The organism is Qipengyuania vesicularis (assembly GCF_019711415.1).
GTDB lineage: Bacteria > Pseudomonadota > Alphaproteobacteria > Sphingomonadales > Sphingomonadaceae > Qipengyuania > Qipengyuania vesicularis.
Window position 1 is genome coordinate 212,379 of record NZ_JAIGNJ010000002.1, and the last position, 24,922, is coordinate 237,300.

The window sequence follows — 24,922 nt, forward strand, 5'->3', positions numbered from 1 at the left end:
GTCGCCCTTTTTCGTTCGACCAACCGCTTGATCCTTCGACCGATTACCCTTGCGCAAACCCGCGGCTTTGGCGAATGTCCCGCATCGCTTTTGAGAGAGGGACGCTCAATCCATGAAACTCGTATCCACCGCCGCACTCGGCGCAGCATTGGCTTTCAGCATGACCACCAACACAATGGCGCAGGACGGCGTACCCGGCCCTGACGAAGACCCTTACATCTGGCTCGAGGAAGCACGCAGCGAAGAAGCTCTCGACTGGGTACGTGCGGAAAATAACCGCACCATGGCGCATATGGCGCAAGATCCTCGCTTCGACGAGCTGACTGCGGAAGCGCTGGCCATTCTCGATGCAGAGGATCGTGTACCCTATGTCTCGATCCGCAAGGACGGTCTCTACAATTTCTGGCAGGACAAGCAGAACCCCAAGGGCGTCCTACGCCGCACGACGCTCGAAAGCTATCGCACCGACAATCCCGAGTGGGACATCATCCTCGATGTCGATGCGCTAGCCGAGGCCGAGGGCAAGGAGTGGGTCTACAAGGGCAGCACCTGCCTGCCTCCCGACCAACGCCTGTGCATGATCGCGCTGTCCGACGGGGGCGAGGACGCGACAATCCTGCGCGAATTCGACATGGTCGCAAAGCAGTTCGTTGAAGGCGGTTTCGTGATCGAGGAGAAAAGCCAGGGCGGCATCGAATGGCTCGATGAAGACACGCTGCTGGTTGGCCGCGATTTCGGCGGCAATACGATCACCGAGAGCGAATATCCCTTCACCACCCGCCTGTGGCAGCGTGGTACGCCGCTTGCCGAAGCTGAGGAAATTTTCCGTGGTGAGCAAAGCGATGTCTGGGCTGGCGCAGGGCTGATCCGCGATAACAAAGGCGTGGTCCATGGCCGTACCGCCTATCGCGCCATCAGCTTCCATGAGGCGATCAATTATGTCTGGCACAAGGGCGAGTGGGTCGAACTCGACATGCCCAAGAAGGCCAATATCGGTGGCATCATCGATGGGCAGCTGACCTTCTCGACCGATGTCGACTGGGAAACGCAAGGACAGGTCTTCCCCGCCGATGCGTTGGTCGCGGTCGACCTGGAAGAGTTCAAGCGCGATCCCAATGGTGCCAAGAAAACGCTCGTCTGGGCGCCGGGCGAGCGCCAGACCAAGCAAGGCGGCGGGACCACTGCCGACAGCGCCTATATGGCAATCCTCGACAATGTCGTGGGCAAGGTGCTCAAGATCGATTTCGAGGACGACAAGTGGGTCACCAGCGAAGTGGCGCTGCCCGACAACGCCACGCTGAGCGTCGCCACGACCTCGTCTGAAACCGGCGAAATCATGTTCTCCTCGACCGACTTCCTCAACCCGAGCACGCTCTGGTATTCGGACGGCACGAGCGAGCCCGAAGTCCTCAAGACCTCGCCTGCCTATTTCGATGCCAGCGGCATGGAAGTCGTCCAGCTTGAAGCGACCAGCAAGGACGGAGCGAAGATCCCGTATTTCCTCGTGAAGCCCCAGGGCATGGAGATGGACGGTACCACGCCCACGCTGCTCTATGGCTATGGCGGATTCCAAGTGTCGCAGCTCCCCGGCTATCGCGCACTGACCGGCAAGATGTGGCTCGAGAAGGGCGGCGCTTTCATCCTTGCAAACCTGCGTGGTGGCGGCGAATTCGGCCCTGGCTGGCACCAGACCGCCATCCGCGAGAACAAGCAGCGTACATGGGACGATTTCATCGCCGTCGGCCGCGACGCGGTCGAGCGGGGGATCACCAACCCCGGCCAGCTCGGCATCCAGGGCGGCTCGCAAGGCGGCCTGCTGGTCGGCACCGCATTCACGCAGGCGCCCGAGCTGTTCGACGCGGCGATCGTCGCGATCCCGCTGTTCGACATGCTGCGCTATCACCTGATCGGTCGCGGCGCCTCGTGGATCGGTGAATATGGCGACCCGCGCATCCCCGAGCAGCGCGCCTGGATCGAAGGCTATTCGCCTTACCAGAAGATCGTCGAGGGCGTGGACTACCCCGCCCCGTTCCTCTGGGCCTCGACTGCCGATGATCGCACCCATCCGGCGCATGCCCGCAAGGGTGCGGCAAGGCTCAAGGAACTAGGCCAGGAGTACTGGTACTTCGAGGACATGACTGGCGGCCACTCTGGCGGCGTCGACAACGAACAGCGCGCCAAACTGCAGGCCTTGCAGATGGTCTACCTGATGCAGCGCCTGATGGACCACAACGAAGGCGAGTAAAACGTTTTGCCCTGCGATCCGGTGCAGCTTGGTTGCGCACGGATCGCGGGGTCATTACCAAGCCCTTGAGGTCGATTTAACCCCGCAGTCAGGATCCTGCGGTAAGGAACGGCCATGCAATCCCATCCCGGACTATTTCGTATCGCGTTGACGAGCGGCTGGTTCCTGCCGGTATTTGCGGCACTGGCCTTTGCGCCCGTGGTAGTCGGGATCTCCACCTATTTCGAGCCCGACTGGGCGCCGCACCGTCCACTGATGGTGTTCCTCCAGTGGGCACTGGTTGTATATTTCGTCGGCCTGATTGCCGCAAAGAAGCTCACCGTGGTGAAGCCGGGACTATGGGTGCTCCTGGCAGCAGCTGTGCTGGTTGGTGTATGGGTTGCTTCCGCCCAGCTCAATGCGGTCAGCAAGTACTGGGTGAACTACTACCTCGCCCGTAATTTCGCGATCCTGCTGATCGGCTGGTTCGTCTATTCGACCTTCGTGAAACGCGCCGGCGAGCATAAGCGAGCGCTGATTGCCGCCCTACTAGCTGGTAGCACGCTCCACATCCTCCTGAGCATCGTCGTTATCGGCGTAGAAGCTGGCAATCCCGACTATGATTGGAAAAACTTCTACGTCGGTGTCAGCCACACGCGCCACCTGAGTTATCGGGCGATGATCCAGATCGCGCTGGCAGCCGGGCTGTTCGCCACCTCCAAGGAAGGGCGTGAACGTTGGGCCTTCGCAGCAGCACTCATGCTGGGGCTCTATTTCGCCTGTCTGGTCGGTGGGAGAAGCGTGATCGTGATCGGTACGCTCGTGGCGATAGCCTGTGCCCTCCTCGGCACTCCGGAACTGCGGCGCAAGAACTTGCCCCTCGTGGTCGCCATGGCCGTCGCTGCAGTGCCCCTTTCGATGATTTACGTGCCGCCCGATCCTCATTGGGGCGTCATTCGCCTGCAACTAGGCTATTACGGGCAATCGGGCGAAGGCGAGGTGGCTCAGGGCCGCGTGATCCTGTGGAAGCGTGCGCTGGGCCAGATCCCGGCGCATCCGTGGATCGGCTATGGCGAAGGCCAGTTCCGTCTGCTCGCCGACGTCAAATGGCGTGTCCACCATCCGCATAGCTCGCCGCTTCAGTTCCTCGTCGCCTGGGGAGTGATCGGCACGCTCGCGGCATTCGCGCTCTTCGCCAACGCCGTGTTCGCCGGGTTCAAGTCGATTCTCGCCAAGCGCGAGACAGTCCTCGCCCCCGCTGCACTGGTGGTGGGTCTTGGCACGGTCTCGTTGATCGACGGCCCGTTTTTCTACGCCTATCCTGCCATGGTCTTCGTCATCGCCTGTGCGATGATCAAGGCAGCAGCAGACCAGCCTAGCGCGTAGGCGCGTGAAAATCTGGCGGCTTGCTCGCAACCCAGCGCAGGAACTTTGCTATCGCCTCATTGGCGACAAGGGCCTCTCGATCCTCACCGATGCGGGCCAGTTCGGTATTAGTGAAATTGGCATGGATCGCCTGGTGGCAGATCGGATGGACGGGGACAGTGAAGCGCCCCTTCTTCGATTTCGGTACCGGGTGATGATGCTGTACCCGCGTGCCGATCTCTCGCTCGCATAGCCAGCAGGTGGTGCGACCCTCGCTCAGTCCTTCTTCTCCGCGGCCTTTTTCTTTTTCATCGTGTCGTGGAAGCGATCGGCCCAACCGGGTTTGACCAGCTGTTCGGCGCGCACCATCCGCAGCTCGCCCGGGGCGACATCGCGGCTGACGGCGCTTCCCGCCGCAACGATAGCATCCGCACCGATCTTGACCGGGGCGATCAGCGCGCTGTTCGAACCGATGAAGGCCCGCTCGCCGATTTCAGTGCGATACTTGAAATAGCCATCGTAGTTGCAGGTGATCGTTCCGGCCCCGATATTCGCGCCCGCGCCCACGCTCGCATCGCCGAGATAGGTCAGGTGGTTTGCCTTGGCGCCCTCGCCCAGCGTCGCCTTCTTCATCTCGACGAAATTGCCGACCTTGCTGCCCTTCTCCATCACCGCGCCGGGTCGCAGGCGGGCGTAGGGTCCCACTTCGCAATCCTCGCCGACATGCGCGCCTTCGAGATGGCTGAAAGCGCGGATGCGCGAGCCACTTTCCACCTTCACGCCGGGTCCGAACACCACATTGGGTTCGACCGTCACGTCGGCAGCGAGCTCTGTGTCATAGCTGAAGAAGACCGTCTCCGGTGCCTTCAGGGTGACACCGTTTTCCAGCGCCTCGTCGCGCTTAAGATCCTGCCACTGGCGCTCGGCTGCGGCGAGTTCCTTGCGCGAGTTGATCCCGACGACCTCATGCGGGCGATCGGTGACGACGGCGGCACAGGTCCTGCCGTCCTTCACCGCCACATTGACGATATCGGGCAGATAGTATTCGCCCTGAGCGTTGTCGTTATCGACCCGGTCGAGCAGGTCGAACAGGACCTCGGCACGCGCGGCCATCAGGCCCGAGTTGCACAGGCGGCAGGCGCGCTCGGCCTCGTTGGCATCCTTGAATTCGACCATCTTCTCGATCGTCATGTCCGAATGCGTGATGACGCGGCCGTATTGCAGTGCATCGTCGGGCTCGAAGCCAAGCACCACCACAGCAGGCGCATCTGCTGCGCGCAGACGGGTGAGCATCTCGCCCATCGTCTCGCTCTTGATGAAGGGGGCATCGCCCAGCAGCATCACGACATCGCCGTCGAACCCCGCCAGCGCCTCTTTCGCCCGCGCCACGGCATGCCCCGTTCCAAGCTGCGGCTCCTGCACGACGCACTCGGCGCGTTCGCCGAGCTGGCCAATGACCTGTTCGCGTTCATCGCCGACCACGACGATGGTGCGAGCAGGCGCCAGTTCCTCGACCGATGCCATGAGGTGCTCGATAATCGGGCGCCCGGCGATCGGATGGAGGACTTTGTGCAGCCCGCTCTTGAGGCGGGTGCCCTTGCCTGCGGCCAGGATCACGGCAGCGAAATCACGGTTCTTGTTCATGGGATTGGGCCATGCCACCAATCGCTTGCAGTTTGAAGAACCATACTGCACGCACTCCCGCGATGGCTCACTTCCCCTTCGATATCGTCGCCTTCGACCTCGACGGCACACTGCTCGAAACCCACCGCGACCTCGGCACGGCGGTCAATCACGCGCTGGTGCTCGGCGGGTTCGACACGGTCCCGATCGAAAGCGCGACCGACCTGATCGGTGGCGGTGCGAAGATCATGCTGAAGCAGGCGGTCGATGCGCAGGGAGGGCTGCCCGATGACGAGTTCCGCAAGCTCTACAAGGCGATGCTCGGTTACTACTCGGAAAACAACGCAGTCCACACGCGCCCATTTCCGCATGCCGAAGCGGTGCTGGATGCGCTCAACGCCCGTACGGTCCGCATGGGCGTTGTGACAAACAAGTTCGAGGGCTTCGCGCGCTCGATCCTCACTGCGCTCGGCCTGATCGAGCGCTTCCAGTTCGTGATCGGCGGGGACAGCCTCGGCAAGGGACCGGACGGTAGCTATCTCGCCAAGCCGGCCCCCGAACCCATCTTGAAGGCGCAGGAACTCGGTGGTGGCGGCCGGATCGCATTCGTAGGTGACAGCAGCTATGATGTGAGAGCAGCGCGCGCGGCCCGCGTCCCAGTTGTCGCTGCCATGTACGGCTATTGCGACGGGACGGCAGAGGAACTGGCAGCCGATGCGGCCATCGATTCGCTCGAAGGCCTCATTCCCGCCCTCGAAGCCCTCTAGAAGCGCCTTCTGCCCCTACGGCATCGCGCCCAGACGAGGCCGGTGTTGCATGTGCGAAGGGAACATGGCAGTCCGCTGCACCGATTGACCTTTACGTAAACGATAAACACGAAAAGCAGGAGCCCTCCCATGACCATCGACTTCAAGGACAAGGTAGCCATCGTCACCGGCGCAGGCGGCGGTCTGGGCCGCGAATATGCGCTCGAGCTTGCCCGCCGCGGCGCGAAGGTCGTCGTCAACGATCTCGGCGGTGCGCGCGACGGCACAGGCCACTCCGACATGGCGCTCCAGGTCGTCGAGGAAATCGAGAAGATGGGCGGCGAGGCGATGTCGAACGGCGGCAGCGTCACCGAATACGACCAGATGGAAAAGATGGTTGCGGACGCCAAGCAGAAGTGGGGCGGCGTGCACGTCCTCATCAACAACGCCGGCGTCCTGCGCGACAAGACCTTCGCCAAGATGAGCCCGGAAGATTTCGAGTTCGTCCTCAAGGTTCACCTCACCGGCTCGGCTTTCGTCACCAAGGCGTGCTGGGAAACCTTCCGCGAGCAGGCATACGGCCGCATCCTGATGACCGCATCCTCGACCGGTCTGTTCGGCAACTTCGGCCAAGCTAATTACGGCGCTGCCAAGCTCGGCCTCGCGGGTCTCACCAAGACGCTCCAGCTCGAAGGCGCGAAGTACAACATCAAGGTCAACACGCTTTCGCCGGTTGCCGGCACGCGCATGACCGAAGACCTCTTCCCCGAAGAAGCCTTCAAGCTTTTCGATCCGGTGAATGTGGTCCCGGCTGCACTTTTCCTCGTCAGCGAAGATGCGCCGACCAATGCCATCGTCGGCGCAGGTGCAGGTGGCTATCACTCGGCATGGACCGTCATGAACGACGCCGTCTGGCTGCCCGATGGGGAGCGTACGGTCGAAGGCTTTGCCGCCAATTGGGACAAGATCAGCGAGTTCTCGAACCTCAAGGCCCCGCAGTCGGGCAGCGAGCAGTCGGGTGCGATCCTGACCGCGATGCAGAAAGTAACCGGCACGGGTCCGAGCAGCGCCCGCGGATAAGTTCTTTCCGATATTGCGAAGAGCCCCGCCCCATCGCATGATGGCGCGGGGTTTTTCTTTGGGGGTCTGCATGAATACCGAAGCCAAGCTGCGCTCGCTGCGCACCAGTTCTCTCGTCGTCACGATCTTTGCCGCACTGTTGCTGGCCGTCGGCGTTGCCCAGCTCGGCCTCGGCGCCATGGCCGTGAGCGAGGAATACGACCGGATCGAGGAGCTTGAGCAGCTTACGCGGCAGAGCACCTATTACGGGTACCAGGCGCAACAGGCGGCGGTGCAGGCCGAATACAACCGGTCGGGCAGCCGCTTCTTCGCCGAGGGGCGCTTTCTATCCGGATCGGACGAGCTTACGTGGAGCGATCCGTCTGCCATCGCTTTCCTTGCCCTGGTTGCCGCCGCGCTCGGCTTCTTCATCGCCGCGATGATATGGGTCTGGCGAGCTCACGCAAACATCATCGAGGCAGGGGTTCGCGCGAAATACACCCCGGGCAAGGCGCTGGCGGCCTATCTCCTGCCGGTGGCCAACCTGATCTTTCCCTTCGAAGCCATGCGCGAACTGCACAACCGCAGCCACGGAGAGCCGGAGGATTTTGCGCATTCGTCGGTGGAGGATGTCACCGCATGGTGGACGGCGGTCATCGTCGGCCTGCTGATCTTCAGTGCCATGATCGTGAAGATGACGCTCGATGCCGGAACAAATCTCATCCTGATGACGCCTTTGTGGATGGAGTTCGCCATCCTCGCCTTCGCCATCGTCTTGCTGCTGGTAGGTGCACTGCTCTTTGCAGGCCTGACGCGTAGGATCGCCGCCGCCCAGGCCGAGTTCCTTCCCGAGATCGCAGCCAATGCTGACCAGTTGGAAGAACCGGCTCGCCAGTCGGTCCGCATCCTTGGAGGCGAGGCAACGGAGCCGTATTGACGTATTAATACACTAAAGGTATCACCGCTGCCATTCTTCAACGGGGAGAGATGGCATGTATAGCCAAGAAGACCTGAATTCCGCCGTATCGGCGGGCGCGATCAGCGCAGAGGCGGCCAATGCCTTGCGCGCGCATGTCGCTGCACAGCGCGATGCGGTGCCTGCCGATGCTGAGCACTTCCGCCTGATTACCGGCTTTAACGACATTTTCGTGAGCATAGGCGCGGTCATCCTTCTGATGGCCATGGCTGCGATCGGCGATGCCATCTGGAGCAACAATGATGGCCCCTCACCCGTAAGTGCGGCTCTCGTGGCCGGGACCGCTTGGATGCTGGCCGAATTCTTCACCGCGAAACGCCGCATGGCGCTCCCAAGCATCATCTTGCTGCTTGCGTTCATCGGCGGCACATTCATGACCTTTATCGGGCTTGTCGTACCGATCGTCGATGGCGGCGGACCGACTATGGACACGATCGGCGTTCTCCTGATTGCAGGCTCCGCTCTGCTTACTGCGGGCGCGGCGTGGATCCACTGGAAGCGCTTCATGGTCCCCATCACCATTGCCGCTGGAACTGCTGCGGTCGCGGCCACCGTCATCGCGGTGCTGATTGCCATCATTGGCCCCAACAGCGACAATCTCGAGACGATCATCCTCGGTCTCGTCTTCGTTGCAGGGCTGGTGGTATTCGCCTTCGCCATGCGCTGGGACATGAGCGACCCGCGCCGAGAAACGCGCCGGAGCGACGTCGCCTTTTGGCTCCACTTGCTGGCCGCCCCGGCAATCGCCCATCCGATCTTTGCGCTGATCGGCGTAACCGAGGGCGAGAATATCGGCGCCGCAGCCGCAGTCGCCGTTCTGGGGGTCTACATTGCCTTCGGCATCGTTGCCCTTGCAGTGGATCGGCGTGCGCTCCTGGTGTCCGCCCTCGCCTATGTGCTGATCGCACTGACCTTCCTCTTCCGAGAGTTCGGCGCGGTGGAGCTCAACTTCGCACTGACGGCTCTGGTGATCGGTTCCGCACTCCTCACCCTCAGCGCGCTGTGGACGCCCATACGCCGCGCAGTGGTGAAAGGCCTGCCGGGCGATGTGCAGGCACGACTGCCCGCCACCGCATAACTAGGCCAGGAATGGACGGGAGAAGGGGCTCGCCGCGAGGCGGGCCCCTTTTTCGGGTCAGTCTTCGACAGCCTTGAGCAGGCGGCGTTCGATCGGAGCCATGACGCCAGCCAGCTCGTGTCCGCGCTTGAGAACCTGTCCATGCTCACCGAACAGCGTCCACATCCCCTGCCGACCGCGGAGCGAGGGGCGCTTCTCCAACCGTGCCTGCGGGCGTTCGGCGTGCCTTACGAAGGCCGCGAAGGTCGCTGCGTCCTTGGTGAAATCCATTGCATAGTCACGCCACTGACCTGCCGCGACCATCCGGCCGTAGACATCGAGGATCTTGGTGAGTTCGTCGCGCGAAAAGCCGACCTGGTTCGGCTGGCGTCCCGGAAAAGCTACGACCGTCGCGCCGAGGGGTGACGCCATCAGTCGTCCGTACCGCTACGCTGGGCAGGTTCACTCGGTGCAGCAAGAGCATCGAGCTGGTCGCGCAGCGCCTTGATCTCGCCTTCCAGCTTCTCGATGCAATCGCGGCTGGGAGCGCAAGGATCGTCGCACGGCGTGCCGTAGGGGACGAATTCCTTCTTCCACTCTTCGGCGGCGATCAAATGGCTACGGGCTTTCAAGGCAACCATGGTCGCGCCTTCGGGTACTTCATCGAGCACCAGCGCATTGGCGCCGATGCGCGCGCGCCTGCCTACCGTGATCGGCCCGATAACCTGGGCGCCCGAACCGATGATAACGTCGTCGGAAATCGTGGGGTGGCGCTTGCCGCCCTTGCCATTGGTCGGGTTTGTACCGCCGAGCGTCACATTCTGGTAGATCGTGACGTTGTCACCAATTTCCGCCGTTTCCCCGATTACCGTGAACCCGTGGTCAATGAAGAAATTGCGGCCGATCTTGGCACCGGGATGGATATCGATCCCCGTCACCATTCTGCTCCAGTGATTGACCAGCCGGGCGAGGAAGAACAGATCGGCTTCGAAGAGCCAGTGGGCCATGCGATGATATGCGAGTGCCCATACCCCTGGATAGAGCAGCACTTCCCACCGTGTGCGGGGCGCGGGATCGCGCGCCTTGATCGAATCCAGATAGCTAATCAGCCGTTCGAACATGCCTGCGATCCTTTCACGTGAGGCCTCTCAAAGCAAGCGCGCCTGCTCAGGGCCCTGCGTCGCATCGAGCGCGTCGCGCCAGACCGACATGGTGGCTGGCACCTTGCGTTCAAGGCTGAGCCGGTCGATTTCGGCAACGATCCGCTCTATCGCCGCATAGCTTCGCTCCATCCGCGGAACGAGATAGGCGGGCGCGCCTTCGCCCAGTGCAAGCCCTCTCTGCGCGGCGTGGCTAAGCATCAGATCGGTCGCCATTTCGTCGTCGGGAGGTCCGATCTCGAGCTGGAGTGCGGCACCCATCCGGCTGCGCAAATCGGGAAGGTCGATCTGCCAACCCTGTGCATCGACGGTCAGCAAGAGCGGGTATCCGTCCTCGCGCGCCCGGTTCCAGGCGTGGAAGATCTCTGTCTCGTCCTGCCGGTCGGCGTCGTCGATCGCTCCGCCCCCGGTGTGCGAGGCAAACCACCGCGCGAACAGCGACTTCCCCGAGCGCGGAGGCCCGGCGAGGATCGCGGTTCCGAATGGCCAGTCGGCAGACGCCGCCAATGCTTCTGCCACATGCCGATTGCCGGCACCAATCACGATGCTGGCAGGCTCCTGCGGGCCGGAATGGGTCAGTGGAAGCGCGATTTGCGACATGGGGCGTGAGCCTTGCTCCGCGCCTAGCGGCTGATCAAGAGCGCAGTGGCTCCCTGCTGCACGGTGAAGCCGCGCGCACGCAAGGCCTCGGCAAGCTGGCCGATCGAGCCGGAGTAGCTCACGGTCATCACCGAAGTTCCACCGATTGCGGTCGAACGAATGCCCGTTGAACGCACCCCCGGGGTTCCGCGCACACTTGCCAGGATCGCGCTGAAAGCCGCTCCATCGGGCGATTGGAATTGGACCGTATAGAGCGCCACTGAGCCCTCCGGAGGCGGCGCATTGACCGGCGCTGCGTTGATGGCACCGCCGCTAGCTTCTGTCGGCTGTGCAGCAGCCTGCGCGCGCGCTTCGTCGCGCGCTTTCAGAGCTCTGCCGAGTTCGACCAGCCTCTGGATTTCCGGCGCAAGGTCGCCCGCCTTCACGTTGAGCGTGGGGTCAGGCCTGATCGTGCCATCGGCCAGCGCGACCTGAAATACAGCGTCGAAGCGGCGCACTGCCTGGGCCAACATGGCAGGCAGTTGGTCAGGGTTCTCGGCGCTCAAGGTGAAACTGTCGAGATAGCGGTTGTCCGGCCCGTGACGCGCCGTGAAAGTGCCTTCGATCGGCCCGCCGGGATAGGTGTAGCGAAGCCGCGCGATCGGAACGAGCACGTCCGCTGCGCCATAACCTTCGAGGATATTGCTCCACCAAACGCGGCTGCGCCGTGACGTCTGACCGAAGGTCAGGAGCAGCGATTCGCCGCCCGCGCCGTGGGGCCGTACGTAGTTGACCCGGCTCTGCCCCGCCTGGAATTCGGCCCAGGCTCGCTGCCAGGGGTTGCGCTGCTCGTACATCAGCTGCGTTCCGCCGCTGACAGTCACCGGCAGGAGTAACATCGGCGCACTACGCTGGCCTACGCCGTCTTCGCCCAGGAAGCTCGCAGCGCGTTGGCGGTCGAAGATGACGCCAAGTGTCGCGACATAACGTTTCGGACCCAGTCGCTCATTCTCGATGACGATCGCCGATACGAGACCCGCGATCCGCGATTCGGGAAGCGAGGGACCGCCGAGCTTCTCCCACGCCTTGACCTGAGCCTCGCGCCAAGCCTCTTCGCGCGCCTCGATACCCGTATCGGCGCGCACATCGACCTCGATGTCGGAGACCTGGATGTCACGCGATGCGGCAACCGCAGCGATACCGCGCTCCCCGCCGACCTGAGCCTGCGCGAGCCATCCCGCCCCGCCAGCAAGGGCCAAGCCGGAGGCAAAAAGGGCGATGCGTCTGCGCCGGGAAAGGGGGAAAAGGGGCCGCATAGGGTTCAGGGCGAGCCTTTTGCCCAAAGCATTCGGGAAATCCAAGCGGGAATGCTGGAAATTCGGCTCGATATGCGCAAAAGCGCTGGCATGAGCAGCGACACGCCTTCCTATACCTACGAACAGGCCGGAGTATCGATCGACGCGGGCAACAGGCTCGTCAAGGCGATCGGCCCGCTGGTGAAATCGACCATGCGTCCGGGGGCCGACGGTGAGATCGGTGGTTTCGGCGGATTCTTCGACCCCAGGGCTGCGGGATACAAGGACCCGCTGCTGGTTGCCGGGAATGACGGCGTAGGGACGAAGCTCAAGCTCGCGATCGATACCGATCGTCACGACACAGTCGGCATCGACTTGGTTGCCATGTGCGTGAACGACCTAATCGTCCAAGGCGCAGAGCCGCTCTTTTTCCTCGACTATTTTGCCACCGGGAAGCTGGAGAACGGCGTCGCCGAACGTGTGATCGCGGGTATTGCCGATGGCTGCAAACAGGCAGGTTGTGCGCTGATCGGGGGCGAAACCGCCGAAATGCCGGGAATGTATGCGCAAGGAGACTACGACCTTGCAGGCTTCTGCGTCGGCGCAGTCGAGCGCGGCGAGCAGCTGACCGGCGACCGGGTTGCGCCGGGCCACATCCTGCTGGGCCTTGCCAGTTCGGGGGTGCATTCGAACGGCTTCTCGCTGGTGCGCCGCCTTGCCGAAGACAAGGGCTGGAAGCTCGATCGCCCTGCCCTGTTCGATCAGGATAGGCTGCTGGTCGAAACCCTGCTCGAACCCACGCGTATCTATGTGAAGACGCTCCTGCCGCTGGTTCGTGACGGGCTGATCGATGCCATGGCGCATATCACCGGCGGCGGGCTGCTCGAGAACATCCCACGCGTTTTGCCCAAGGGCGCGCATGCGGAGGTCGACGCCGATGGCTGGAGCCAGCCGGGGCTGATGGCCTTCCTGCAGGCACAGGGGAACATCGAGCCTGCTGAGATGGCGCGCACGTTCAATTGCGGCGTCGGCATGGTGCTGGCAGTGGCCCCTGCGAAGGTCGAACTGGTTCGTAGCCGCTTGGAGGAAGCGGGCGAGGAAGTGCTCTCCATCGGCCGTATAGTCGAAGGCGAAAAAGGCTGCACCGTGCGCGGATCTCAGGGCACTTGGTCGGCGAAAGAGGACTGGGAGGCCGTGCACCTTGGCTGACAAGGCCAAAGTCGCGATCTTCATATCCGGACGCGGCAGCAACATGGCCGCGCTGCTCTATGCCGCAAAGCTTGCCGGTGCCGCCTATGAGGTGGTTCTCGTGGCCGCGAACGATCCGCACGCAGAGGGCCTTGCGCTGGCAGAAGCCGAGAGGGTCAGCACCTTCGCACTCTCCCACAAGGGCATGCAGCGAGAAGAGCACGACAAGGCGATGGATCAGGCCGCCCATGACGCAGGCGCCGAATTCATCGTTCTAGCCGGATATATGCGCATCCTCACCGACGGTTTCGTCGATCGCTGGGCAGGACGGATGCTCAACATCCACCCCTCCCTCCTGCCGAAATATCCGGGCCTCGACACTCACCAGCGCGCGATCGACGCCGGGGATAGCCATGGCGGCGTGTCGGTCCATCTGGTGACATCCGAACTCGATGCAGGCGAAGTGCTGGGACAAGTGGAAGTAGCTATCCGCCCGGGAGAAACCGCGGCAAGTCTCGCCGATCGCGTGCGATTTGCCGAGCACCAGCTCTATCCGCATGTCTTGAACGAATACCTGGGGCGGGAGAACGACCCCACCTTCCTGCTCGAGAAGGTGCGCGAGCTGGCTCTCGCACTTCCGCAAAGCCATGAAAGGGAAAGCCACGGCTCCCCCGGGTGGCGCGCGGGTAGCGAAAAATCCGGCAAATATTTCGCCTATTTCAACGACCAGCATCACGGCAGCGACCACATCGCTGTATTGGTCAAGACCGGCAGTATGGATGAGCTTCTCGACCTCGTCGAAGCGCAGCCCCAAGCCTATTTCAAGCCGGCCTATTATGGTGCCAGCGGATGGATCGGTGTTATCCTGAACCGGCCCGGCCTCGACTGGGAACATGTGTCCGACTGGCTGGAGCGGAGCTGGCGGGCGGTTGCCCCGAATAGCGCCACGAAGCTTATCGACGCGGCGGATCAGTTCTGATGCAGCGGATCACACCTTACGCCTTCTTCCTGATCGCCGTCATCGGTCTGGCCATGGTCGCCTTCGACAAGGACGATAGCTGGCAGACCGAAGAAGTCGACATGCTCGATGCCGTGCTCATTACCGCTGGCGTATTGATCGGCGCCCACCTTCTGAGAAAACGGGTGGGCTGGATTTACGCCCGGTCGAAAGACCGCCAGCAGTGACTCGACCTCGGCCCCATCTCTTTGCCCGTTCACGCTTCGCCGAAGTGTGCGACCGGCTGATCGAGACGGTGTGGGATCGCGGCTGGGACGAGAAGCCGTCGCTCGATCCGGACTACCTCTGGACGCTAGGTAGCAAGGGCTATTCGAAAGAGGACGAGTACTCGATCCGCAGCTCGGAGGATGTCGAGGATTTGCGGCTCAGGCTGGAGAGGCTGTGCGCATCGCTACGCGAAGAAGCGGCTCTCAACTCGCTCGGCCACACCATGGCCTATGGCCAGCTGCGCAACGCCATCCGCAAGCGCCATGCTCTCGGTCGGTTGTGGCGGGAAAGACCGGAACTGGCGTCGACGCCCATCGCCCCACCCATCATCGTTCTGGGCCAGATGCGCAGCGGCACCACGCGCGTCCAACGCCTTCTTGATGCCGATCCCAAGCTGGCCGGAACGCGGTTTTGCGACAGCCACGACCCAGTTCCTTCGCGCCCCGATCTGCGTCCCCTGAAAGCAAGGGCGGCGCTGTTTATGGCACGCCGGGTCAATCCCTGGCTCGACACCTTCCATCCATTCGGTGCGACGCAAACGGACGAGGAGATTGGCTGGCTCTCCGCCGCGCTGTCCCCGGCCGCATTCGAAGCGCAGTGGCGCATCCCCTCCTATGTCGCCTTCAATGAAGGGCACGATCAGACGCCGGTCTATCGCGAATTTGCAAGGATGCTGCGGACAGATGCGGCCACGGCGAAGAATGCGGACAGGCCGCGCGTGCTCAAATGCCCACAATTCGCAGAGGATGCGAAGGCCCTGCTGGACCAGTTTCCGGATGCAAAGGTGGTTCGCTGCACCCGTGCGCAGGATGAGGTGCATGCCAGCAGCGTCTCGATGGTTGCAAGCCAGATGGCGTTCCAGAGCGACAGGCACATGCTTGCCGACCTCGAAGCGGAATGGGCCCGCAAGATTGACCATCGAGAACGACGGCTCGATCAGGCGCTAAAGAGTTTCTCCGGCCCGGTCGCTGAGATATGTTTCGAAGATCTCAATGCGGATTCCGTTGCAGCCATGGCCTCGCTCTACAAGGCCCTCGACATGTCTTTCGACCGGTCTGCCCGAGACTGCATGAAGGCCGAGATCGAGGAAGCAGGGCGCAGCCCGCATCGCATGCATCGCGAGCAGATCGAACACCTGCTACCCGAAACCGGTTAATCAGGCTTCGCGCCGCTCCCGGCCTGCCACGAAAGAGGGCAACGTGACCTGCGAATACTGCCGCGTTACCTCGACAAAGGCGATCTTCGATCCTCGAAACAAGATGCGCCACATGGTCGGACCACTAATCTCGGGCATGCCACCTTCGAGATAACCTCGGACGAGCACTTCCTCGCCGTTGTGGTCGAGCGATTCGATTATGATCTGGGGGTTGCCAGCGGCTTCACAAAAGCGGCGATGTTCGCGAATCCAGACATCGCTACCTTCGATGCTTTCCCCCCGAACATCTGCGAAAACAAGATCGCTGGTGACGAGATCCTTGACGCTTTCGTAGTCCATCCGGTTGGACGCATCGACCATGTCGCGCACGCATCGCTCGCGCAAGGCGCGGGGGCGCATGAACTGGAGGACCTTCAAAAGCATAACGGGCGCAGCCTATCAAAGACCGCGCCCGCACACTAACTCATATGTTTTCTTACAGAAATCTGTTCCGCAAGAGACTGACATCGCGTGATAATCAGCCGACGATTTCGCTTTCGTCGAAGAAGAAGTCGATTTCGATCTTGGCGTTTTCGTCGCTGTCCGAACCGTGGACCGAGTTTGCTTCGATCGATTCCGCATAGGTCTTGCGGATCGTGCCTTCATCGGCATCGGCCGGGTTGGTTGCACCCATCACGTCGCGGTTGGCCTTCACGGCGTTTTCGCCTTCCAGGACCTGGACGACGACCGGACCCGAAATCATGAAGTCGACCAGTTCGCCGAAGAAGGGGCGTTCCTTGTGGACGGCGTAGAATCCTTCCGCCTGTTCGCGAGTCATATGGATGCGCTTCGAAGCGACGACGCGAAGGCCGGCGTCTTCGAGCATCTTGGTGACCGCGCCGGTCAGGTTGCGGCGGGTAGCATCGGGCTTGATGATCGAGAAGGTGCGGGTAACCGCCATGATAGAGTTCCTTGCGAATTTCGTGGTTTTATCGGGGGGAGAGAGTTCTCGCGCGCGCCCCTAGCGCCAAGGCGGCGGCGGGGCAAGATATTGTCGCCCTGCACAGTGTCTCAACGGCCTTCGCGCCAGCCGCCTTCTGGCGTCTGCTTGAAAATGCGGTTGTCGATCTCCTCGCGCGCGGCAAGTTCTCGCCACAGGTTGCGAGCGGCATCGGTGGCGTCGCCATCGAACAACAGCATGGTGCGTTCGAAACCGCTTGCCTCTTCGCGCCACTGGCCATCGGCAAGGATTGCCATGCGCGCCTCGTTAGGGGCTGCACAGCCATCGGAGATCAGGATCGGCTGGCGCGCAGCATGCGGTCCATCTGCCGCACCATGCGCAAGGAAGCTCGCGCCGCCCTGCTCCCACAGCGTCTTCGAAAGACGATCGCGAAGCCCCTCGTCAGAGGCTACCACGATCAGCCGCTGGCCTGCCTGAAGAACCTTGGAAGCCAGGAGAGCCACGACCCGTTCGACCGGATCGCGGCTCAGCTGGTAGAAGTCCACTCGGATAGGCACGCCGGGTGCCGTCAGCCTTCTGCGGTATCGGCGATCAGCTGGTCGATCAGGCGCACGCCAAAGCCGGTTGCACCCTTGCCCCAGGTCCTGCCGGGCTTGTCCGACCACGCCATTCCCGCAATGTCGATATGCGCCCAGGGCGTATCGTCGGCGATAAAGCGCTGGAGGAACTGGGCTGCAGTGATCGAGCCGGCACCTTTCCCGCCGATGTTCTTCATGTCGGCAATGGGGCTGTCGATCAGCTTGTCGTAAGCCTTGCCCAAGGGCATGCGCCAGACCTTGTCGCCAACCGTCTCGCCAGCGTCCGAAAGCTGCTTCGAAAGTTCATCGTCATTCGAGAACAGGCCGGCATATTCATGGCCGAGCGAGATAATGATCGCCCCGGTAAGCGTGGCGAAATCGATCACGCGGCTCGGCTGGAATTCTTCCTGCGTCCAGTGCAGCGCATCGGCGAGCACGAGCCGTCCTTCGGCATCGGTGTTGAGGATCTCGATGGTCTGGCCATTCATGCTGGTGACGACGTCACCCGGACGCTGGGCATTGCCGTCGGGCATGTTCTCGACGAGGCCCATCACCCCCACGACATTGGCCTTGGCCTTCCGCTTGACCAGCGCGAGCATGCCACCGGCAACCGCGCCTGCGCCGCCCATGTCCCACTTCATGTCTTCCATACCCGGTCCCGGCTTGATCGAGATGCCGCCGGTATCGAAGGTCACGCCCTTGCCGACGAATGCGGTCGGCGCTTCACTGCCGCCGCCGTTCCATCGAATGGCTAGAATGCGCGACTCGCGGGTCGAACCCTGTCCCACGCCGAGGAGCGAGCCCATGCCGAGCTTGGTCATCTCCTCTTCGTCGAGCACGACCAGCTCCGCGCCCGTACCTTCGAAGCGTTGCTTGCAGCGTTCGACAAAGCTCTCCGGGTAAATGATATTGGCTGGCTCGGTAACGAGCTCGCGTGTGAACTCCACGCCTTCAGCGAGGGCCGCTGCATTGGCCCATGCAGCGTCGATCCCGTCGGGCGCACCGACGACAGTCACGGTCTTGAGAGTGATCTTCTGCTCGTCCTTGAGCTTGGTGCGATAGATGTCGTAGCGCCAATTGCGCAGCCGCAGGCCAAGCAGCACTGCAGCAGCTTCCTTCGCCGACAGCCCGCTTTCCGAAAGCTCCAGCACGAGATCCTCGTCGCCGCTCGACTGGTATTTTCCAGCAAGCGCCGCACCTGCCTTTTCCAGATTGGCGAGGCGTTCTTCATCATTCTTGTCGCCAGCTCCTGCCAGAGCCAGCCGCACGACTTCGCCACCCATTTCCACGAAGCCGTCGAAAGTCTGGCCGGCGTTACCCTTGAAGCGAGCCCCCTCGGCTCCGGCCCGCATGGCGGCGGTGGTGGCGGAAGGAAACTTGCCCTGATCGACCACATGCGCAATTAGGCGCGCGCCTTGGGGACGGGATTGGCTGAACTGGATGTGCATGGATTCTCCCGAATTCTCTGATTGCCCGGATCTGCCGAAATCGTGGGCAGCCCGGATGAACGCGATTGCGATTAGGCGTGGCCGGTGCGATAGGCAAGCCATGCAGCCGGGCCGCGAAAAATCGCAGCGAACAGTCATGCTCTTGCTGGGGACCGCCTCGGCCGCGATGGCGCTCGCCTCGGCTTCGCCTGCCCTCGCCCAGGAGGGTGCGGCTACTGGTGCCGGCACTGTGGAGGAGCCGCAAGGCGAAAGCCCGAGTGACCTTCCGGCGCCGCCGGACGCGGTCATCATTGCGGACGAGAACGACGCGCCGCCTCCGCCAAGCGAGTTTGACGCGCAGGGCAATCGGCAGATCGCCTTCGAAGCCGACATACTGAGCTACGATTCCGACGCCGATCTCACCACTGCAGAGGGCAACGTGGTCTTGCGATCGGGCGACCGTTCGCTGCGCGCGGACAGCGTCAGCTGGAGCCAGCGCACCGGCGTTATCGTGGCAAGCGGCAACGTCCGGTTTGTCGACGAGAACGGCAACCAGCTCTTCACCGAGCGGGTCGAACTGACCGACGAATTCGAAGCAGGCGCGATGGAAGACCTGCTTCTTGCCCTGCGCCAGGGCGGACGGCTCGCGGCCAACCGCGGGGTCAGGGAAAGCGACGGCTCGATTGCGCTCGAACAGGCCGCCTACAGCGCCTGTGCGGTCGTCGATCCCCAAGGCTGCAACAAGGACCCGAGTTGGCGGATCACGGCGGACAGGGTGATCTACGATCCGTCCAAGTCCAAGGTGAGCTTCCGCGGCGCCTATCTCGAACTTTTCGGTACACGTCTGATCCCCCTCCCCGGCCTTTCAGTCAGGACCGATGGCGGCGCGGTCTCGGGCTTTCTCGTGCCGGACATCCGCGTTTCCGAAAGTAACGGGGTCGAGGTTTCCGGCAGTTACTTCGTGCGCTTGGCGGACAATCGCGACCTGACGCTGTCAGCCTATGTGTTTTCCAAGACCGCTCCCATGGTCTCCGCCCAATGGCGACATCTGACCGAGAAGGGCGCGTACCAGATCACCGGCTATGCGACCCACAGCCGCCGCATTTCCAACTTCACGGGTGTGACGACGAGCGAGGCCGACCCGCGCGGCTACCTCTTCGCCAACGGCAAATTGCAGTTCGATCCCTATTGGAGCCTGACCGGATCGGTCCGCCTCGCCAGCGACAAGACCTTCCTTCGCCGCTACGATATCAGCCGAGACGACCGGCTGCGATCGACAATCAATCTCGAGCGGATAACCCCGAACAGCTATTTCTCTGCCGCCGGATGGGCCACGCAGACGCTGCGGCTCAATCAGGAGCAGAACACCGTGCCCGTCGCCCTGCCTCTGGTCGACTGGCGGCGCCGGCTGGACGATCCCGTACTCGGCGGGCGCTTCGACCTGCAGCTCAACAGCCTCGCCGTGGTGCGCAAGGTGGGGCAGGAGACCGAACGCGCCTTTGCCCAAGGTCAGTGGAGCCGGCGGACGATTACCGGGCTGGGCCAGCTTGTCACCGCCACGGCGCTCGTGCGCGGCGATGTCTATCATTCAGATGGAAACGAGCTCAATCCCACGGCTGCCTATCGCGGCAATCCCGGGTGGGAAGCGCGGGCTATCGCGCTCGGTGCGCTTGACGTAGAATGGCCATTCGCTGGCGAATTCCTGGGCGGTGAGCAGGTTTTCACGCCGCGCGTCCAGCTGGTGGTGACCCCGCCGGTCGAGAATCTCGATATCCCGAATGAAGACGCAAGAGCGATCGATCTCGAGGATTCCAACCTCTTCGCGCTCAACCGCTTTCCCGGTTACGACCGGATCGAGGACGGAGCGCGCGTCACTTACGGTTTCGACTGGAAGCTGCGCCGTCCAGGCCTCGAAATATTCACCACCCTTGGCCAGTCCTATCGCCTCGACAACGACCGCGACATCTTCCCCGACGGGACCGGCCTGTCCGAGAAGGTGAGCGATTTCGTCGGGCGCACGGAAGTTCGTTATCGCGATTTCTTGAAGTTCGCGCACCGCTATCGCCTCGACAAGGACAACCTCGCTGTCCGGCGCAACGAGTTCGACGCAACTGTGGGCACGAGCCGGACCTATGCCGAGATCGGGTACCTGCGCCTCAACCGCAACATCGACACCATCGAAGACCTTCAGGACCGCGAAGAGCTGCGTGCGGCCGTGCGTGTCGCATTCGCGAACTACTGGTCTGTCTTTGGCTCCGGCGTCTTCAACCTGACCGATCGCGAGGAAGACCCCACCTTGTCGAGCGATGGTTTCCAGCCGATCCGGACCAGACTGGGCGTTGCCTACCAGGACGACTGCCTCGAAATGGGCCTGACCTGGCGGCGGGACTATGTCTCGGCAGGCGATGCGCGAAGGGGCGATACGTTCCAGCTCTATTTCAGCCTGAAGAATCTCGGTTTTCGTTGACCTGCCCGTGTTGGCAGCGGAGGCCAAACGCGCTATCCGCCCGCTCGCAATCAGCTTTGGTTAAGCCGCAGGGCGACATCTCAAGGCCTATCCGGACGCCGACCGTGCGTCGCAAGGGAATACACGCGTGAGACTTCATACCGTTTCGAAAATTCTTGGTCTTGCCGCGATGGCGGGGATCGCGGCCGCCGCGCAGCCGGTTTCGGCGCAGGCTACCGACCCGCAGGCGAACCCGCTCGGACTGCCAGAGCAGCCAACCCTGCTGGCGAATCCCGATCCCAACGTCCGCCGCGCAACTGCGGTGGTGAACGGTCACGTGATTACCGGAACCGACCTCGATCACCGTGTCGCCCTGCTTGTCGAAGCCAATCAGGGTGCCGAAATCCCGCCCGAAGAGCTTCAGCGCGTGCGCGCACAGGTGCTCCGCAACCTGATCGACGAGACGCTGCAGATTCAGGCCGCCGAGGCGGAAGAGATCGAAATCTCCGCAGCCGAGGTCGAGCAGACCTTCGCCCGCGTCGCGGCGCAGAACAATCGCCGTGTCGAGGACATGGATGCTTACCTTGCGTCGATCGGCTCGTCGGCAACCTCGCTCAAGCGCCAGATCCGCGGCGAGCTCGCCTGGCAGCGCCTTCTCCGGCAGAAAGTGTCTTTCTTCGTCAACGTCTCTGCGGAAGAGGTGAACGAGGTGATGAAGCGCCTCGAGGAATCGAAGGGGACCAATGAATATTGGGTCTGGGAAATTTTCCAGTCCTCAACCCCCGAGACCGACGCGGCCGTGGAAGCGAATGCGGCCAAGATCATGGAACAACTGCGGCAAGGCGGCAGCTTCGTTGCCTATGCGCGACAGTTCTCCGAGGCGTCCACCGCAGCGGTTGGCGGCGATCTCGGGTGGATCCGGCTGCCGCAGCTTGGCGATGCGCAGCTGGAGACCGTGGTCGGCCAGATGGAGCCCGGACAGTTGGTCGGACCGATCAAGATTTCGGGCGGCTACTGGATCGTCTACCTGCGCGAGAAGCGACAGGTGCTGATGGCCGATCCTCGCGACGCAACGCTCAGCCTGAAGCAGGTGCAGATCGACTTCGACCCCCAGGCTCCTCGAGAAGCTACCGAAGCGCGACTGAATGCATTCCTTGCCGGCGTGGAATCCATGCGCGGCTGTGGCAGCGCCGAAGAAACGGCCGCATCCTTTGGCGGCAGCGTCGTCACGAACGACCAGATCCGAGCCCGCGCGCTGCCAGAGCAGCTACAGAATCTTATCCTGAACATGCAGATCGGCGAGACCACGCCGCCATTCGGCTCGGTCGAAGAAGGCGTCCGTGTCCTGATGCTTTGCGGTAGGGACGATCCGCAGGTCGCCGAGGGCCCGGACTTCGATGAGATCATGGCGCAACTCGAAGACGAGCGTATCAACAAGGCCGCACAGCGTTACCTGCGCGACCTGCGCAACGACGCCTACATCGAATACAATTGACCTCCCTCCAGCTCCCCCTTGCTGTATCGCTCGGCGATCCGGCAGGGATCGGTCCCGAGATCATTGCCGAAGCCTGGGCGCGGCGCGATGCGGATGGCATTCCGCCGTTCTTCGTGGTCGGTGGAGCCGGTGTCCTCCACGAGGCTGCAGGGTCGCGTGGGCTCGACATCACGATAGAGCGCATCGAGGCCCCCGCACAGGCAATCGAGGTCTGGACCCGTGCCCTTCCCGTTCTCGGCGCAGATGATGCTCCCTATACTCCCGGTGCGCCCGAGGAATCGGGTGCTCGGCTGGCGCTATTCTCCCTTGTAGAAGCCACGAGCCGCGCCGCGCTGGGCGAGGCGAGCGGGATAGTCACCGCACCCATTTCCAAGGCCGAACTGGCACAGGTCGGCTTCACCCAGCCGGGGCAAACCGAATTCCTCGCCGACGCGTTCGGGAAAGCGCGTGAGGATGCCGTCATGATGCTGGCGGGCCCTTCGCTGCGGGCCGTGCCGCTGACCGTGCATTGCTCGCTGGCGGAAGTCCCGGACCTGCTCAGCAAGGAGCTGATCGTTCACCGGGCGCGCATCGTTCACCGCGCGCTCCAGCGCGATTTCGGGATCGTGAAGCCCCGCCTCGCAGTCAGTGGTCTCAACCCCCATGCCGGTGAGAATGGCAAGTTCGGTGACGAGGAACAGTTCGTCATAGGACCGGCTGTGTCGCAGCTCGAAAGCGAAGGTCTCGACATAACCGGGCCGCATCCCGGTGACGCGATCTTCACGCCTCGCGCGCGGAAATCCTATGACGCAGCACTAGCCATGTATCACGATCAAGCGCTTATCCCCCTGAAAGCACTCGATTTCGATGAGGGAGTGAACGTCACTCTTGGCCTCCCCGTGGTCCGCACCAGCCCCGACCATGGAACCGCCTTCGACATCGCCGGAAAGGGCAAAGCCGATCCCGGCGCGATGATCGCCGCGTTGCGCATGGCAGGCGATATGGCAGCCCGGCGCGCGACCGATGGCTGACCTCCCCCCCTTGCGCGAAGTCATCGCGCGGCATGGCCTCTCGGCCAGCAAGGCTCTGGGACAGAATTTCCTCTTCGACGAGCAATTGCTCGACCGGATTGCCGCCGTGCCCGACAGCCTGGATGGCAGGCGGGTGCTTGAGATCGGTCCCGGTCCCGGAGGCCTGACCCGCGCCCTGTTGAGGGCTGGTGCGCAGGTCACGGCAATCGAGATGGACCGCCGCTGCCTGCCAGCACTTGAAGAACTCGGCGGGGCATATCCCGGCCGCCTCCAGGTGATTGAGGGCGATGCGCTCAAACTCGACCATGGTGAGATCATGGGCGGCGAGCCCTTCGCCGTGCTTTCAAACCTGCCTTACAATGTCGGCACGGCCCTCTTCACCCGGTGGATGGGCGGTGAAGAATGGCCGCCTCAATGGACCTCGCTCACCCTGATGTTCCAGCAGGAGGTGGCACAGAGGATCGTGGCGAAGCCCGGTTCCTCTGCCTACGGCCGCCTTGCTGTGCTGGCCCAATGGCGCGCCGAGGCGAAGCTGGCGATGAAGGTCCATCGCAGCGCCTTTACCCCTCCACCCAAGGTGATGAGCGCAATCGTCCATGTGGAACCCGCCGCTATGCCGGAGGGAGTGTCCGCACGTATCCTCGAACGGGTTACAGAGGCAGCCTTCGGTCAGCGTCGGAAAATGCTTAGGCAGAGTCTCAAGGGCATGCCCGGTGCTGTCGATGCGCTGGACAGCCTCGGGATCGATCCGCAACGCAGGGCAGAGACGCTGCAGGTTGCGGACTTTGTGGCACTGGCGCGCGAGCTAACCTAGCCGCGCTCGCTCCTGCTGGGCGAGCTTGCGGAGCAGCTGCGCGGCAATATCGAGTGTCTGCAACTCCTCCGACAGGCGCAGCACGACTTCCATGTCCTCCGACAATGCATCGGCGAGGTCGTCGAGCGAACCAGCAACGCGGTGCATGTCATCGGCAGTGATATAGGAGTTGTGCAACGGGGCATTGTTCTCGCGCACCGGGCCGCGTTCGCGCATTTCGTCCATGATCCGCTGGAATGCGCGATCGACCGAATGCTGCGGCTGCGCGTCGGGGAACCAGTCCTCGACGATGGTCCTCTCCGAGAAGGAGACCCCGGCCTGGTCGCCGCTGCGCCAGACAATCTTGCCGGGAACACACATGGACCCGCGCCGCAGTTCGACCTCATACCCTACGAGCGGGAGAGACTCGCCTTCGATCAGCGCGCCGATCGGCGACATGTTGCACAGTCGCACGACGCCTGCTCCGGGCTGCGAGTGCACGCTGGCACGCACGAACAGGTCTATGCGCTCTTCACGGCGCTGCTTGAATTCTACGGCGGCCAAGGCGGCGATCCCTTTT

At 62.7% G+C, this 24,922-nt stretch carries 25 protein-coding genes; 15 read left to right on the forward strand and 10 right to left on the reverse strand.

Annotation, left to right across the window (positions count from 1 at the left end; genetic code table 11):
* Positions 1 to 112 precede the first annotated feature (112 nt).
* From K3146_RS06655 to K3146_RS13625, 3 genes are all read left to right on the forward strand, one after another.
* Complete coding sequence (locus tag K3146_RS06655; RefSeq protein ID WP_221545499.1) at positions 113 to 2,245, forward strand: prolyl oligopeptidase family serine peptidase; 2,133 nt, start codon at positions 113 to 115, stop codon at positions 2,243 to 2,245.
* A 114-nt stretch (positions 2,246 to 2,359) separates the two neighbouring features.
* On the forward strand, positions 2,360 to 3,610 hold the full coding sequence (locus K3146_RS06660) for an O-antigen ligase family protein (RefSeq protein ID WP_221545500.1): 1,251 nt from the start codon (positions 2,360 to 2,362) through the stop codon (positions 3,608 to 3,610).
* A gap of 4 nt (positions 3,611 to 3,614) precedes the next feature.
* Positions 3,615 to 3,842: a hypothetical protein gene (locus K3146_RS13625; protein ID WP_221545501.1), complete on the forward strand. Its 228-nt coding sequence runs from the start codon at positions 3,615 to 3,617 to the stop codon at positions 3,840 to 3,842.
* A 23-nt stretch (positions 3,843 to 3,865) separates the two neighbouring features.
* On the opposite strand, the gene glmU is transcribed toward K3146_RS13625, so the two are convergent.
* Positions 3,866 to 5,233: a bifunctional UDP-N-acetylglucosamine diphosphorylase/glucosamine-1-phosphate N-acetyltransferase GlmU gene (gene glmU / locus K3146_RS06670; protein WP_221545502.1), complete on the reverse strand. Its 1,368-nt coding sequence runs from the start codon at positions 5,231 to 5,233 to the stop codon at positions 3,866 to 3,868.
* Between the two features lie 62 nt (positions 5,234 to 5,295).
* Here glmU and K3146_RS06675 point away from each other — a divergent pair, with 62 nt between their 5' ends.
* The 4 genes from K3146_RS06675 to K3146_RS06690 all read left to right on the forward strand — a co-directional run bounded on the left by K3146_RS06675 (position 5,296) and on the right by K3146_RS06690 (position 9,071).
* The gene (locus tag K3146_RS06675; protein ID WP_221545503.1) at positions 5,296 to 5,979 is read left to right on the forward strand and encodes an HAD hydrolase-like protein; all 684 of its coding nucleotides are present in this window, start codon (positions 5,296 to 5,298) and stop codon (positions 5,977 to 5,979) included.
* A 129-nt stretch (positions 5,980 to 6,108) separates the two neighbouring features.
* Positions 6,109 to 7,038 (forward strand): SDR family NAD(P)-dependent oxidoreductase, encoded by a 930-nt coding sequence (locus tag K3146_RS06680; RefSeq protein WP_221545504.1) that lies wholly within the window; start codon positions 6,109 to 6,111, stop codon positions 7,036 to 7,038.
* A gap of 70 nt (positions 7,039 to 7,108) precedes the next feature.
* A complete protein-coding gene (locus K3146_RS06685; protein WP_221545505.1) occupies positions 7,109 to 7,954 on the forward strand; it encodes a DUF4328 domain-containing protein in 846 nt (281 codons plus the stop codon).
* Positions 7,955 to 8,009: 55 nt separating this feature from the next.
* Complete coding sequence (locus K3146_RS06690; protein ID WP_221545506.1) at positions 8,010 to 9,071, forward strand: hypothetical protein; 1,062 nt, start codon at positions 8,010 to 8,012, stop codon at positions 9,069 to 9,071.
* 57 nt (positions 9,072 to 9,128) lie between these two features.
* On the opposite strand, the gene K3146_RS06695 is transcribed toward K3146_RS06690, so the two are convergent.
* The 4 genes from K3146_RS06695 to K3146_RS06710 are packed head-to-tail and all read right to left on the reverse strand — an operon-like array spanning position 9,129 to position 12,048.
* Complete coding sequence (locus K3146_RS06695; protein WP_221545507.1) at positions 9,129 to 9,482, reverse strand: DUF2794 domain-containing protein; 354 nt, start codon at positions 9,480 to 9,482, stop codon at positions 9,129 to 9,131.
* Positions 9,482 to 10,171: a serine O-acetyltransferase EpsC gene (epsC, locus tag K3146_RS06700; RefSeq protein WP_221545508.1), complete on the reverse strand. Its 690-nt coding sequence runs from the start codon at positions 10,169 to 10,171 to the stop codon at positions 9,482 to 9,484. Before epsC ends, K3146_RS06695 begins: the two co-directional genes overlap by 1 nt.
* A gap of 27 nt (positions 10,172 to 10,198) precedes the next feature.
* Positions 10,199 to 10,810, reverse strand: a complete 612-nt coding sequence (locus tag K3146_RS06705) for an HdaA/DnaA family protein (RefSeq protein ID WP_221545509.1) — start codon at positions 10,808 to 10,810, stop codon at positions 10,199 to 10,201.
* A gap of 23 nt (positions 10,811 to 10,833) precedes the next feature.
* Entirely contained in the window at positions 10,834 to 12,048 is a 1,215-nt protein-coding gene (locus K3146_RS06710) for a heavy-metal-associated domain-containing protein (protein ID WP_247711108.1), read from the reverse strand.
* A 147-nt stretch (positions 12,049 to 12,195) separates the two neighbouring features.
* Between K3146_RS06710 and purM the strand changes: the two genes are divergently transcribed.
* Genes purM through K3146_RS06730 form a run of 4 tightly spaced genes read left to right on the forward strand, consistent with a single transcriptional unit; the run spans position 12,196 to position 15,653 of the window.
* Positions 12,196 to 13,293: a phosphoribosylformylglycinamidine cyclo-ligase gene (gene purM / locus K3146_RS06715; RefSeq protein ID WP_221545511.1), complete on the forward strand. Its 1,098-nt coding sequence runs from the start codon at positions 12,196 to 12,198 to the stop codon at positions 13,291 to 13,293.
* Positions 13,286 to 14,251 carry a phosphoribosylglycinamide formyltransferase gene (purN, locus tag K3146_RS06720; RefSeq protein WP_221545512.1) on the forward strand — a complete coding sequence of 322 codons (966 nt, stop codon included), beginning with the start codon at positions 13,286 to 13,288 and terminating at the stop codon, positions 14,249 to 14,251. The genes purM and purN overlap by 8 nt, the downstream gene beginning before the upstream one ends.
* A complete protein-coding gene (locus K3146_RS06725) occupies positions 14,251 to 14,457 on the forward strand; it encodes a hypothetical protein (protein WP_221545513.1) in 207 nt (68 codons plus the stop codon). Before purN ends, K3146_RS06725 begins: the two co-directional genes overlap by 1 nt.
* Entirely contained in the window at positions 14,454 to 15,653 is a 1,200-nt protein-coding gene (locus K3146_RS06730) for a sulfotransferase (protein WP_221545514.1), read from the forward strand. Before K3146_RS06725 ends, K3146_RS06730 begins: the two co-directional genes overlap by 4 nt.
* Here K3146_RS06730 and K3146_RS06735 read toward each other — a convergent pair whose 3' ends face one another.
* The 4 genes from K3146_RS06735 to K3146_RS06750 form a co-directional block, all read right to left on the reverse strand.
* Positions 15,654 to 16,076, reverse strand: coding sequence for a nuclear transport factor 2 family protein (locus K3146_RS06735; RefSeq protein ID WP_221545515.1), 423 nt, complete (start codon positions 16,074 to 16,076; stop codon positions 15,654 to 15,656).
* A gap of 94 nt (positions 16,077 to 16,170) precedes the next feature.
* Positions 16,171 to 16,593 carry a nucleoside-diphosphate kinase gene (gene ndk / locus K3146_RS06740; protein ID WP_221545516.1) on the reverse strand — a complete coding sequence of 141 codons (423 nt, stop codon included), beginning with the start codon at positions 16,591 to 16,593 and terminating at the stop codon, positions 16,171 to 16,173.
* Positions 16,594 to 16,703: 110 nt separating this feature from the next.
* Entirely contained in the window at positions 16,704 to 17,150 is a 447-nt protein-coding gene (locus K3146_RS06745) for a DNA polymerase III subunit chi (protein WP_345723913.1), read from the reverse strand.
* A gap of 11 nt (positions 17,151 to 17,161) precedes the next feature.
* A complete protein-coding gene (locus K3146_RS06750; RefSeq protein ID WP_221545517.1) occupies positions 17,162 to 18,619 on the reverse strand; it encodes a leucyl aminopeptidase in 1,458 nt (485 codons plus the stop codon).
* A 136-nt stretch (positions 18,620 to 18,755) separates the two neighbouring features.
* On the opposite strand from K3146_RS06750, the gene K3146_RS06755 reads away from it, so the two are divergent.
* The 4 genes from K3146_RS06755 (at position 18,756) to rsmA (ending at position 24,363) form a co-directional block, all read left to right on the forward strand.
* Positions 18,756 to 21,065, forward strand: coding sequence for an LPS-assembly protein LptD (locus tag K3146_RS06755; RefSeq protein ID WP_247711109.1), 2,310 nt, complete (start codon positions 18,756 to 18,758; stop codon positions 21,063 to 21,065).
* Positions 21,066 to 21,192: 127 nt separating this feature from the next.
* Entirely contained in the window at positions 21,193 to 22,539 is a 1,347-nt protein-coding gene (locus K3146_RS06760) for a peptidylprolyl isomerase (protein ID WP_345723916.1), read from the forward strand.
* Complete coding sequence (pdxA, locus tag K3146_RS06765; protein ID WP_221545519.1) at positions 22,536 to 23,549, forward strand: 4-hydroxythreonine-4-phosphate dehydrogenase PdxA; 1,014 nt, start codon at positions 22,536 to 22,538, stop codon at positions 23,547 to 23,549. Before K3146_RS06760 ends, pdxA begins: the two co-directional genes overlap by 4 nt.
* Complete coding sequence (gene rsmA / locus K3146_RS06770) at positions 23,542 to 24,363, forward strand: 16S rRNA (adenine(1518)-N(6)/adenine(1519)-N(6))-dimethyltransferase RsmA (RefSeq protein ID WP_221545520.1); 822 nt, start codon at positions 23,542 to 23,544, stop codon at positions 24,361 to 24,363. The genes pdxA and rsmA overlap by 8 nt, the downstream gene beginning before the upstream one ends.
* On the opposite strand, the gene K3146_RS06775 is transcribed toward rsmA, so the two are convergent.
* Entirely contained in the window at positions 24,355 to 24,906 is a 552-nt protein-coding gene (locus K3146_RS06775; protein ID WP_221545521.1) for a PilZ domain-containing protein, read from the reverse strand. The genes rsmA and K3146_RS06775 overlap by 9 nt on opposite strands.
* Between the last annotated feature and the right edge of the window lie 16 nt (positions 24,907 to 24,922).